This window comes from Lactobacillus rizhaonensis (assembly GCF_036246345.1).
Classification (GTDB): Bacteria; Bacillota; Bacilli; order Lactobacillales; family Lactobacillaceae; genus Lactobacillus; species Lactobacillus rizhaonensis.
Genome location: NZ_BTTV01000001.1, coordinates 238,481 through 251,156 on the forward strand (window position 1 = coordinate 238,481; position 12,676 = coordinate 251,156).

General features: G+C 36.3%; 14 protein-coding genes and 1 riboswitch. All 14 genes read right to left on the minus strand.

The window, feature by feature from the left end:
• Positions 1-83 precede the first annotated feature (83 nt).
• Positions 84-359, minus strand: a complete 276-nt coding sequence (locus AAA915_RS01135; RefSeq protein WP_046324801.1) for an HU family DNA-binding protein — start codon at positions 357-359, stop codon at positions 84-86.
• A gap of 185 nt (positions 360-544) precedes the next feature.
• Positions 545-1,852 (minus strand): ribosome biogenesis GTPase Der, encoded by a 1,308-nt coding sequence (gene der / locus AAA915_RS01140; RefSeq protein ID WP_338199132.1) that lies wholly within the window; start codon positions 1,850-1,852, stop codon positions 545-547.
• Between the two features lie 58 nt (positions 1,853-1,910).
• Positions 1,911-3,116: a 30S ribosomal protein S1 gene (gene rpsA / locus AAA915_RS01145; RefSeq protein ID WP_338199134.1), complete on the minus strand. Its 1,206-nt coding sequence runs from the start codon at positions 3,114-3,116 to the stop codon at positions 1,911-1,913.
• Positions 3,117-3,176: 60 nt separating this feature from the next.
• The gene (gene cmk, locus AAA915_RS01150) at positions 3,177-3,863 is read right to left on the minus strand and encodes a (d)CMP kinase (protein WP_338199136.1); all 687 of its coding nucleotides are present in this window, start codon (positions 3,861-3,863) and stop codon (positions 3,177-3,179) included.
• A 38-nt stretch (positions 3,864-3,901) separates the two neighbouring features.
• Positions 3,902-4,378 carry a LysM peptidoglycan-binding domain-containing protein gene (locus AAA915_RS01155; RefSeq protein ID WP_338199138.1) on the minus strand — a complete coding sequence of 159 codons (477 nt, stop codon included), beginning with the start codon at positions 4,376-4,378 and terminating at the stop codon, positions 3,902-3,904.
• 103 nt (positions 4,379-4,481) lie between these two features.
• Entirely contained in the window at positions 4,482-5,168 is a 687-nt protein-coding gene (locus AAA915_RS01160) for an ECF transporter S component (protein WP_110446702.1), read from the minus strand.
• An 81-nt stretch (positions 5,169-5,249) separates the two neighbouring features.
• Positions 5,250-5,364: riboswitch (FMN riboswitch) on the minus strand.
• A gap of 29 nt (positions 5,365-5,393) precedes the next feature.
• Complete coding sequence (locus AAA915_RS01165; protein ID WP_338199815.1) at positions 5,394-6,110, minus strand: pseudouridine synthase; 717 nt, start codon at positions 6,108-6,110, stop codon at positions 5,394-5,396.
• A 2-nt stretch (positions 6,111-6,112) separates the two neighbouring features.
• Complete coding sequence (scpB, locus tag AAA915_RS01170; RefSeq protein WP_338199140.1) at positions 6,113-6,721, minus strand: SMC-Scp complex subunit ScpB; 609 nt, start codon at positions 6,719-6,721, stop codon at positions 6,113-6,115.
• Positions 6,711-7,448 carry a segregation and condensation protein A gene (locus AAA915_RS01175; RefSeq protein WP_338199142.1) on the minus strand — a complete coding sequence of 246 codons (738 nt, stop codon included), beginning with the start codon at positions 7,446-7,448 and terminating at the stop codon, positions 6,711-6,713. The genes scpB and AAA915_RS01175 overlap by 11 nt, the downstream gene beginning before the upstream one ends.
• Positions 7,445-7,804 (minus strand): hypothetical protein, encoded by a 360-nt coding sequence (locus tag AAA915_RS01180; RefSeq protein WP_046324794.1) that lies wholly within the window; start codon positions 7,802-7,804, stop codon positions 7,445-7,447. The genes AAA915_RS01175 and AAA915_RS01180 overlap by 4 nt, the downstream gene beginning before the upstream one ends.
• 9 nt (positions 7,805-7,813) lie before the next feature.
• Positions 7,814-8,713, minus strand: a complete 900-nt coding sequence (gene xerD / locus AAA915_RS01185; RefSeq protein ID WP_338199145.1) for a site-specific tyrosine recombinase XerD — start codon at positions 8,711-8,713, stop codon at positions 7,814-7,816.
• Positions 8,706-9,593 carry a CvfB family protein gene (locus AAA915_RS01190; RefSeq protein ID WP_338199147.1) on the minus strand — a complete coding sequence of 296 codons (888 nt, stop codon included), beginning with the start codon at positions 9,591-9,593 and terminating at the stop codon, positions 8,706-8,708. The genes xerD and AAA915_RS01190 overlap by 8 nt, the downstream gene beginning before the upstream one ends.
• A gap of 173 nt (positions 9,594-9,766) precedes the next feature.
• Positions 9,767-11,536: a pyruvate kinase gene (gene pyk, locus AAA915_RS01195; protein WP_110446053.1), complete on the minus strand. Its 1,770-nt coding sequence runs from the start codon at positions 11,534-11,536 to the stop codon at positions 9,767-9,769.
• 29 nt (positions 11,537-11,565) lie between these two features.
• Positions 11,566-12,525 (minus strand): 6-phosphofructokinase, encoded by a 960-nt coding sequence (gene pfkA, locus AAA915_RS01200; protein WP_294601564.1) that lies wholly within the window; start codon positions 12,523-12,525, stop codon positions 11,566-11,568.
• Between the last annotated feature and the right edge of the window lie 151 nt (positions 12,526-12,676).

Here is a 12,676-nt window from a genome sequence, read left to right on the forward strand (position 1 = left end):
CAGATCAATTACACCTATAAATAATAACAAACAAAAAAGATGATGGCGAATTAAGCCACCATCTTTTAAATAAAGTCATTGAGCTATTTAACAGCTTCCTTAAGAGCTTTACCAGGTCTAAATGCAGGTACAACACTTGCTGGAATTTGGATTTCATCGCCTGTTTGTGGATTACGTCCTTTACGAGCTGCGCGCTTACGTACTTCAAAAGTACCAAAACCAATTAACTGTACTTTTTTGCCTTTAGCAAGATCTTCTTGGATTGAACTAAAAATTGCATCAACAGCTGTAGCTGCATCTTTTTTAGTTAACTTTGCTTTTGCTGCAACTTCAGTGACTAATTCTGCCTTATTTGCCATTGGGAATTCACCTCCTGTAACTTGAATCTCTTAGTAAGATCCTTATTTAATTCCTCAATAGAGGAACAGGGAATAAATGATTATTGGGATCACTTTTTTCCTTGATTTCAAAATAGCACAAAACCCTTGATACAACAAGCAATTACCTCTAAAAATGTGATTTTTGTGTCTTTGGTAGATACAAACTATTTTCTTTTTCGAGCAATAATTTTTATGGGAGTTCCAGAAAAGTCAAAGTTCTCCCTTAACTGGTTAATTAAAAAGCGCTGATATGAAAAATGCATTAATTCAGGATCATTGACAAACACGACAAAAGTTGGTGGATTAGTAGATACCTGTGTCATATAGTAAACACGTAATCTTTTACCTTTAATCATAGGTGTCGGAACTAACTTGCTAGTTTCTAGTAAGAGGTCATTTAACACGCTAGATTTAATTCTTTGTTGCTGATTATGAGAAACTCTTCGAACCAATTCAGGAATTTTAGCCAGATTTTGTCCCGTTTTTGCTGAAACAAATAAAATAGGAGCATAATCAAGATATTGAAATTCTGCACGAATAATTTGTTCAAAATCCTTGCCACTGTTGCTTGTTTTTTTAGGCAAATCCCATTTGTTGACAACAATAATAATCCCTCTGCCAGCATCGTGGGCATACCCAGCAACATGCTTGTCCTGCTCTCTAATGCCTGTGCTAGCATCAAGTACTAGGCAGACAACATCAGAATGCTCTATTGCACCCATTGCTCTCATTACTGAGTATTTTTCAGTCTTTTCGTAAACTTTTCCCCGTCGCCTAATACCAGCTGTATCAACAATTCTAAATTTAGTACCATCTGTTTCAAAAGGGGTATCAACTGCATCACGGGTCGTTCCCTCTTCGTTATTAACAATTACACGATTTTCACCAACAAGACGGTTGACAATTGATGATTTTCCTACATTAGGACGACCTATTACACTAAAAGAAATTTGCTCCTTATCATTTTGCTCCAAATCTTTAGGCAGACTTTGCACTATTTGATCCAGCAAATCTCCAATACCCGTGCCATGCACGCTTGAAACAGGAATAGGTTCGCCAAAACCTAAGCTATAAAAATCATAAATGTCCATACGCTGCTCAGGATTATCAGCTTTATTTACAGCTAAAATCACTGGCTTCTTAGTTTGATAAAGCATTTGGGCAATGCGCTCATCAAGATTTGTTACGTGATTAGCTACGTTAGTTAAAAAGATGATTACATCAGCTTCCTCAATTGCTATTTCAGCTTGAGCTCTTATTTCTTCTTCAATATTACTATTTTCCCAGGTTATGCCACCAGTATCAATCAAATCAAATTTGTGCCCTAACCATTCAGCTTGTGCATAATTACGGTCTCGAGTCACACCAGGTTTATCTTCAACTATTGCTAAACGTTGATTAATAATCCGGTTGAAAAGCGTTGATTTACCAACATTAGGCTGTCCTACAATTGCAACTACGGGTAAAACCATTTTTCAGCCTCCTTTTACAAATAAAAAAACCGACTTAAGAGTCGGCTTTTTTATTAAATTAACGACGATCTTTTAATTGGTCACCTATGATGTCACCTAAAGCAAAGCCGCTGTCATCATTGTTCATATATTTTTTATTTACTGAATTACGGTTATATGAACTGTGTGAACGGTTGCCTTCATTTTCAGAATTCTTAGGCTCAGCAGCCTTCATAGAAAGTGAAATGCGACGCTCACCAGGGTCAATGTTTAAGACCTTGACTTTAACTTTTTGACCAACCTTTAAAACATCACTTGGCTTGTCAACGTGTTTATATGATATTTCAGAAACGTGAACTAAACCTTGAATACCATCAGCAACTTCAACAAAAGCACCGAAGTTAGTTAAAGATTTAACTTCGCCTTCAAACACATCGCCTTCGTGTAAGTCAGCTGTAGCTTGTTCAAAAGGAGAAGGTTCAGTTTGCTTAATTGAAAGGGAGATGCGATGTCTATCATCATCAATACCAATTACTTTAACTTTAACATCTTGACCAGCCTTTAAAACATCGCTTGGCTTATCAACATGTTTGTATGAGATCTCAGAAATGTGGACTAAACCATCAACACCACCAACATCAACAAAAGCTCCAAAATTAGTTAAGCGGGAAACCTTGCCTTCAACAACATCACCCACAACTAATTGTGATGCAACCTTGTCAAAAGCTTCTTCGCGTTCTTCTTCAATTAAATCTTTGTGAGAAAGGATTAAGCGGTTCTTACTTGGATCAATTTCAGTAATTTTAAGTTTCATAGTTTTGCCGATAAATGGCTTAAGATCGGAAACATAGCGGTTTGAAATTAATGAAGCAGGCAAAAATCCTCTAGTGCCTACATCTACTAACAAACCTCCACGAACTGAAGAAGTAACTGTACCTTCAATGGTCTTTCCGGCTTCAAAATCTTTTTGCAGTTCATCATAAGCTTCTCTTTCCTTTAAACGGGTAACTGAGAAGAAGAATTCACCATTCTCTTTATCTCCGCCGGCTTTTCTTAAAACTAAAGCTTTGAGCTTATCGCCTGGTTTAACTGCTTCACGTAGGTCAACGTTGCGATCTGAAGTGTATTCACGACGAGGAATTACACCCTCAATACCGGCATTTTCAACACCAACATCGATTTGACCTTCTTCAACGTCTAAGACTTCAACATCTACAATATCTCCGACCTCAACTCCTTGCATTTGCTTTAATGCATCTAAAAATTGATTACTGTTTTCTGACATTATTTACCTCCCAATATCATACTCTAATTCTAAATGAAAGTTTGATATTTTTCTACTGTTTTATACCCTTTTTTTATAGTTTTTTTGACTTTTTTTAATTTCAGATAAGATTGCATTAACTACCTGGTCTATAGTCATAGAAGTTGTGTCTATTTCAATAGCATCAGGTGCCTTCTTTAATGGAGAAATTTTACGATGAGAATCTTTATAATCCCTTTCCGATATGTCTTGCTCAATTTCTTCAAGAGATTGGTTAGTTTTAATTCCTCTTTCTTTAAAATCAAGCATCCTTCTTTTGGCTCGAGAATGAGCAGACGCAACTAAGAAGATTTTAACTTCAGCTTCAGGCAAAACCGTGGTCCCAATATCCCGACCATCCATTACTACATTCATTTGACCAGCCATTTGTCTTTGCAAACTGACCATTTTAGCTCTGACAGCTGCCAAAGCTGATACTTGAGAAACGTGAGCAGAAATATCAGGTGTACGTATATCTTGAGATATATCTTTTTCGCCGGCAAAAACTTTTTGTTGGCCATTTGCACTTTTCAATTTGATTTTTTCCTGATCAATGGCAGCTAATATGCCTTTTTCATCACTATAACTAAGTTTGTGTTCACGTGCTAACCAGGTAGAAGCGCGGTACATTGCTCCCGTATCAATATACGTAAAGTTCAATTTTTGAGCTATAATCTTCGCTACTGTACTTTTTCCAGCTGAAGCTGGTCCATCAATTGCTATTTGCATTCAATAAAAAAGGGACTGCAGTCCCTATCCTTTCTAAATTATTTGATACGCAGTACTTGTCCGATATCCACCTGACTGTTAGGGCCAAGTTGATTTAACTCAGCTAATTGACCAACAGAAATTTTAAAACGGCGAGCAATACTACTTAAAGAATCTCCACTTTGAACTATATATTGTTTAGTTTTTGCGTGTTTCTTTTTACGCTTAACCTTAGGTTTCTGTTCTGCTTTCGGCTTGCTCTTAGTTTTATTTTCGACAAGTTTGTTTTTTGCAGGAGAAGCTTTAATGTTTGCTTTTTTAGCAGCTTTTTTATGGGTTTTGCGTACTTCAACTATTTTATTACTTGAATTATTATTCGCTGCTAAATGATGAACTACCGGAACAAGTCCAATTAGTATCATTATAAGTAAAACAATGAGTACAATCCAACCTTTAGAAACAGAGCTATATGTTTCAACTCTTGTTTTTTGCGGACGTTTATAATGTTGATATGGTCCCTTGGGATTATTAGTCATCTTAAAAAGCCTCCTTACCTAACCTGTTTAATTTTAGCATATTTAACATTTAAGTGGATAAAAAAATCGGTCATTTAATAGACCGATTTCATAATTTTTTATTTTAGTTTTTTAAATTAAAGTTTTTCCTGACAAATGGTTTGATTGTTCTCAAAACAGTTTCAAACAGTAAGTAAACAACTGTACCATTTATTGCGCCTTTTAATAAATTAAACGGCACAATAATGCCAAAGATATAAGCACTCATTGAAGGAATGTGTAGCAATTTGCCCAAGTATACTTTCTCAGTAAATGCCAGTAAACCTGAATAACCATGAATAGTTGGCAAATTGGGTACTGTAGTTGCTGCATAAAAAGGTGTTAGAACCAGCGCATTTAAAACTGACAGAACAAAAGCCATCGCTATAATTCCAAGGACTATACCTAGGATTGGTTTTAAATGTTTTTTAGTAAAACTCTTTTCATCCTTATTGATATTTCTAGTCAAATAATAAAACGGTAAAGCAAATGAAATTGATGCTAAAAAGGCCGCAGATTGACCCACTAAACTTGGTAAAGCAAAACCTTTATATATTAAATTAATTAGCATTCTCACAAAAGCAATGAAAATGCCTGGTAACGGACCGAATAAAAAAGTACCAATAGTAATTACAACATCAGAAAAATCAAATTTTAAAAAGCTGGTGACAGGTAATGGTATTTCCAAAAGCATTAATACATATGCAATTGTTCCAATTAAAGTATAAGCTACTATATTGACTAAATTATTTCTGCCTTTTCTTTGCAAAATTCTTACCTCCAAAAAACTCGGTCTGCTGCTTCTAGCAACAGACCGAGTAAAAGTAAGCTAAAGATCTTGGCTTTTAGTTTAGTCTGTCTTCTTTCATCTAGACTATAACTATCGGTATCACAATAGATTCCACCACTTTCGTGGGTCGCGGACTCTCACCGCCGGTCGGGATTTTCACCCTGCCATGAAGACAACAAACTTATTATTTAATTTTCAAATACCATCTTAATCTACGTCTTTTAATCTGTCAACTTCCTCATGGGATAATTCGCGAAAGCTTCCGGAAATCAGAGAATCCAGGGTTAAAAAGGCATATCTTTCACGTGCTAATTTTTTGACCTGATGATGAACGGCCTTAAACATTCTTTTTACTTGATGATATTGCCCCTCATGAATAGTTAACTGTACTATTTGGCTGTTTTTTTGGCGGTCAGTTCTAATTACTTTAACTTTCGCTGGAGCACATCTATGACGATCAATTTTTACTCCGTGAGTTAGCTGACTAATTTCTGCAGGAGAAAGTACACCCGTAATTTTAGCAACATATACTTTGGCTACATTATTCCGTGGATGCATTAATAAATTTGCAAGTTCTCCATCATTAGTCATCAAGAGTAAACCCGATGTGTCATAATCTAGTCTGCCAATTGGATATAAACGGTAGGGTAATTCTTTAAAGTAGTCAACAACGGTTTTTCTGCCTTTGTCATCGCTGGCAGTTGATACCACACCACGCGGTTTATAGAAAAGATAAGTGTGCAAACTTTCCCGCTCAATTGGTTCACCGTCAACAGTAATATTACTGAATGTATCCACCTTAGTGCCTAATTTTGTAACTACATTACCATCAACTGTCACCCGACCTTCTGTAATCATTTTTTCAGCCTTGCGTCGTGAAGCAATTCCAGCTTCAGCAATTACTTTTTGTAATCGTTCTAGCACCATTATGATTCTCCTTTTTGAGTTTTAGCAATATTCTTATCTGCTTGACCCTTAGCCGCAAATAAATCGATTTCTCCTTCAGCATTTACACTATCATCTTCAAAATCTTCAATTAGAGGTAAATCGGCTAAACTTTGATAACCAAAATACTGCAAAAAATAGTCAGTGGTAACATATAGATTAGGGTGACCTGGTGCTTCTTTTTTGCCATTTATCCTTACAAGACCTCGCCAAATTAATGTTTGTAATGCACCAGATGAATTTACCCCTCTAATTTCATCAATTTCAATACGAGTAATCGGCTGCTTGTATGCGATGATTGATAATATTTCCAAAGCGGACTGACTAAGACTTTTAGTTAAATCTTTTTGAAAAAAGTTTTCAATTGTTTTGCTTACTTCCGGCCTTGTTGTTAATTTATAAGAATCGTTCAGCCGCTGTATTTGCAGACCTGAATCTGGATTTTTCTGTAATTTTTCCTGTAAGCTTTTTGTTAATTCACGCAGTGCAGGCTTGCCAATCTGCAATAGTTCACACAAATTAGTGCTTTCAATGCCATTATCACCGGCCACATACAATAGAGCCTCTAACTGTGCAATTTTAGTCATCATTGCTATCAATTCTTTCCAAGTTCAGATCACCGAATGTTCTATTTTGTGTTACCCGCAATTCTTGCTTTTTACAAAGTTCAAGCAATGCTAAAAACAGGCCAATAATGTCAGATAAAGTGTTCATTTTTTGACAGCATGCAAAAAAACTGACCTTTTTACACTTTGCCAATTCGTTTTGCAAAAAAGTACCCATTTCTTTAACAGATGTCTCTTTCACTTCAACCGAAACAATATCAGGCTGTCTGATCTTCATTCTTTGTAGCACTAAAATAAATGTATTGGCTAATTCAGTGGAAGTAATTTGTCCCAGAGGTAACGGCTGAATTTTTTTACTAAGTGGCACACTTTCCTCTTTAGCAGCCGTAATTGGAACCTTTTCGTTGCGCTTTTTAAAGTAAACCGAGATTTTTTTGAATATTGAATAGGTAATAAGCTGCTGTATAAGTTCATCTCTAGGATCTTCCTGTTCCTCATCATTTTCAGTGAAATCATTACGCGGAAGTAGAGACTGTGATTTTATGCGTAATAACAATGATGACATGACAAAGTATTCACCGGCAATTTTCAAATTAAGACTTTGCATTTGATGTAAATAAGCTAAATATTGGCTGGTAATTTGGGCTATCGGAATATCATAAATATCAATTTTCTGTACTTTAATTAAGTGCAGCAATAAATCTAAAGGGCCTTCAAAATTGGGCAATTCCAAAGTAAGATTAGCACTCATATTTTTGAGTCCTTTTTTAAATATTTAATTAGATCAATATATTCTGGAACAGCCGTAATTCTTTTTTGGGGATTACTTTGAGCCAGTTCTTGCACTGCCTTAGCCTCATATTTAGCTTTGCGAAAATCAGGAGCAAATGAAATGTAACGAATAACAACAAATTGTTTATTCGCTTGCGTGCCAATTACACCAATAAAATTAGGGTCCTTAGACCGATAAAGGTATAGACAAAATTCAGCACTATTTTTATTTAATTGAATTTCATCCTTAAGATTTGCGAGATTTTTAAAATCTGGTAAATAGGATAATAAGCCCATTGCTACTTTTTCCGTATCATTTTTACATTCAATTAACATTTAATCACCTTAAATTCGAGGATGAGTTTTCTCGTAAACTTGTATGATATGTTTTTGGGACAAATTGGTATAAATTTGTGTAGTACTAATATCCGAATGCCCTAAAATTTCTTGAACCACACGCAAATCAGCCCCATTTTCAAGTAAGTGAGTTGCGAATGTATGTCTTAAAGTATGAGGGGTAACATTTTTCTGAATACCTGCCAGCTTGCAGTAGTGCTTGATAATTTGCCAAACAGCTTGTCGAGTTAGAGAACCTCCGCGGCTGTTAAGAAAAATAAAATCCGTATTTTTTCCCACTTTTAATATCAGAGGATCACGTACTTTTTCTTTGTAACTATCAATCCAGGACAAAGCAACTTTACTAATAGGAATCAATCGTTCTTTTGAGCCTTTACCAAAAACTTTAACTAATTTCAATTCTTCATGCAAGTCTGTAAATTTAAGGTTTATTAATTCGCTCACCCTTATGCCCGTTGCGTACAACGTTTCAAGTAAAGCACGGTCTCGTAAACCCAGCTTCTTTTTAATATCAGGTTGCTTAAGTAAATCAGTAACTTCAACTGTGGTTAAAGCAACTGGTAAAGGTCGACGTTTTTTGGGTGAGTCTATTTCAAGCATAGGATTCAATTTTTGAATATTTTGTCTTACCAGCCACTGGTAAAATTTCCGCAGACTTGATATTAGACGACTAATAGAACTTGTTGCTTTCTTTTGATCACGTTGCTCAGCCAAAAAAGCATCAATATCGATTGCTTTAGTCGGCCAAGAACTTAATTTTTCCTTTTGCAAAAAATTAATGAAAGAGCTTAAATCCTGCTTGTAAGCAGTAATTGTATTAGCACTTAATCCTCGCTCAATTTGACTATACCTTAAATAGTCCTCAACTTGTTCTGTTAAATTATTCATTTTTGTCTTCTTCGGGGTCATTAAGTAATGAAATTGTTCCAGTAGTTTTATCTTCCACTATGTATTTTCCCTTCAACAAATGTCCTAATGCTCGTTTAAAAGCAGATTTTGATATGCCAAAATAGCTTTTTATATCCTCTACATCAGATTTATCATAAAAAGGTAATGTTTTATCTTTTTTTCTGCGCAAACTCATCAAAATCATCTGTGCATCATCATCTATTTCTTCAAATGATCGCGGCAGGCTGCTCAAATTTAAGCGGCCATACTGACTGACACCAACAACTCTACCCTTAAACTGTTCACCTAAACGTAATGGCCGAGCCATTTGTGACGGATGAACAAAACCTAAATAATATTCTTTAGTAATTACAAATGCCCCTACTTCACGGGCTGAATAAACAGTCCCAAAAACATCTTTATTATTCATGCCGTCGGGAAAATGAGCTGAAAGTTGTTCAAAAATATTTTCATCCGCCATTTTTGCCCAAATACGATCTTTTTCATCAGTTTCAAGATGAACTAGCAGTTGATCACCGACTTCAGGCCAGCGCTCTTTGTCATAAGGGAGATCATCCAAGGAAATCACTATATCTTTATCTGGCAAACCAATATCTACAAAAACACCTAAGTTATACTTGACTTCAGTCACTTTGCTCCAAGCATATTGATCTTCTTGAGCAAAGGGTAGAAACTGGGTCATTTCACGATTATGCTGTTTATTATCGTACAGAAATCCTTTGATTTGATCTCCCAATTTTGGCTTTTCTTCCTGAGTAATTTCCTTTCTTTTCAATTCGTAAGTCAAACCTTCGACTTGAACAAAAAAAGAATTTTCATTTTGATCTATTATTTTTCCAGTTGCAATAGTGCCTAGCATGATTATTCTCCTAAGTCTAGATATTGGATCTGATAACAAGTATATCATTTTAATGGATTAAATTGATATCAGTCAAACCAAATTAACTAATGATTTTCATTTAATTCACCAAGATTAAAAGCAAACAAAAATAGCCAGTACTAGTTACTGGCTATTTTCACATTTTACTTTAATTAAAGATTTGAAACCTCACCTTGGTAAATAGCACCACGACGAGCATCAACAGTAATAGTAATACCACTGCCAATCTTTTCAGTAGCACCAGTAACACCGACAACAACCGGAATTCCTAATGATAAACCGACAACTGCAGCGTGTGAAGTCAATCCAGAAGCTTCAACAACTAAACCTGAAGCCTTCTTAATAGCAGGCATGTAATCAGGATCAGTAGTTCTAGCAACCATGATGTCTCCCTCTTTAACCTTGCTGATAGCTTCTTCAGCACTATTAACAACAACTGTCTTACCAACAACTGAGCCATTACCAACACCCAGCCCTTGAGCCAGTTTGCTACCAATGATTTGTAGTTTCATTAAGTTGGTTGTACCAGAGTCACCAACAGGAACACCAGCAACAATGATTACTAAATCACCATCTTTAACATAACCTTGTTCCTTGGCAACATTAGCTGCTACTTCAAACATATCATCAGTAGAAGCTGGTTTGTCAGTAAGCAAAGGTTGAACACCCCAAGAAATGCCAAGTGAGTGTTGGATCTTTTCGTCAAAAGTTAAGGCCAAGATATTGGCGTTTGGACGATATTTAGAAATCATTCTGGCAGTATAGCCTGAATTAGTTGCCGTAATAATGGTCTTAACACCTAATTCTTGAGCTGTCCGCACAACAGATTCACCAATAGCTTCAGTAACGTTTGAACCCTTGTATTCTTCAAATCTTTGAAGAGCCAAAGTATTACGTTTAAGAAGCTCTTGTTCAGTTCTTTCATCAATTTCAGCCATTGCAGAAACAGCCTTAACTGGGTACAAGCCGTTTGCGGATTCACCAGAAAGCATAGTTGCATCAGTACCGTCAAGTACAGCGTTAGCTACGTCTGAAACTTCAGCACGAGTTGGACGAGGATTTTCTTGCATTGAGTCAAGCATTTGGGTAGCAGTAATAACTGGCTTACCAAGTGCATTTGCTCTCTTGATTAAATCTTTTTGAACAAATGGCACATCAATAAATGGAATTTCAACACCCATATCACCACGAGCAACCATTAAACCATCTGAAACTTGCAAGATTTCATCTGCATTATCAATACCTTCTTGTGATTCAATCTTAGGATAAATCTTAACATAATCACAACCAGCATCTTCACACAGCTTACGGATATCAAGTATATCCTGCGCCTTACGTGCAAATGAAGCAAAGATAAAGTTAATGCCATGAGCTAAACCAAACTTGATGTCATCAGCATCTTTTTCGGTAATTCCTGGCAGGCGAATTTCAACTCCAGGTGCATTAACACCCTTTTTAGAACCTATAACACCAGTGTTTTGAGCTTCACAAACTAACTCTTTCTTTTCTTCGTCTTTTTCTTTAATTAATAAGTCAACTAAACCATCATCAATTAAAACATGACCGCCAACGTGGGTATCACCATAAAGACCTTCGTAAGTAACATGGATCATGTCCTTGTTACCCGGTTTGGAATCATCCATCGATACACGAATTTGGTCTCCAGTATTAATGGTAAACTTGCCACCTTCTTGATCAGTGGTTCTAATCTCAGCACCTTTAGTATCCAATGCGATACCAAGTACTAAGCCAGTTTCTTTTTCGACTTGACGAACCATTTTCATCCGTGACAGATGCTCAGCATGATCACCATGTGAAAAATTGAAACGGAATACATTTACGCCTGACTTAGCCAAAGCTGTAATAGTTTCAATATCATTTGAAGCTGGCCCTAAGGTGCTAACAATTTTAGTTTTCTTCATTATTTAAAAATCTCCCCAAAATCGACTAATTATTTAGTCATTTCTTCATTAATATCAATTAACGACTCTTCGCTGGCATGTTTTTCATCAAATAAATCCAGAATATCGTGGGTTTCCAGTTGGCCATTCTCCATGCCGACAGCTAAACCGCCTTTACCATCAAGAAGTAACTTAACCGCATAATTGCCCATTTTTGTAGCATTTATTCTATCCAAAACTGTAGGTGATCCGCCACGCTGCATATGACCAATAATATTGGCTCTGCAATCGAAATCGCCGTATTTTAAAAGTTCAGTTCTAAAATCAGCAGCATTCATGACACCTTCAGCCAAGATGATAATACCATTGTCTTTGCCGTCTTTGAAACCACGTTTTAATCTGTCCGCAATTGCTTTAATATCAAATTGCCGTTCAGGAACGACGATAGCATCTGCGCCACTGGCTAAACCAACGCGCATAGCAATGTCACCACAATCACGTCCCATCACATTCACAACAAAAACACGGTGATGACTGCTGGCAGTATCACGAATTCTGTCGATGGCCTGCATGGCAGTATTGCAGGCGGTATCAAGACCAATTGTATACTCAGTGTAAGGAATATCATTATCAATGGTACCTGGTAAACCAATAGAATTAATTCCCAAACGGGTTAATGCCAGCGCACCATGATATGAACCATCACCGCCAATTACAATTACAGTATCTATGTCATGCTTTTTTAATTGCTCTACTCCCTTTTCTTGCACTTCTTTTTGTGCAAATTCCGGGTAACGGGCACTGTAGAGAAAAGTACCACCTGCATTAATCATGTGATCAATATTTTCAGCAGTTAATGTTACAAAGTCACCAGCTACAAGCCCGGCAAAACCATAACGAATACCAACAACACCAAGTCCATGATGAATAGCGGTTTTAGTTACTGCCCTAACAGCCGCATTCATGCCAGGAGCGTCGCCGCCGCTCGTTAAAATTCCAATTCGCTTCATGAATTCACCTCATCAAGATTTATTGTGTAATTTCTCACATCCACTAAATTTTAACATTCTTTCACGAAAAAATCTCACAAAAAAGGATTAAAATTCTTGATTTGACGGTCTTTTTTGATGTTAGCGGTAACATCACTTATTTGTTAACGCT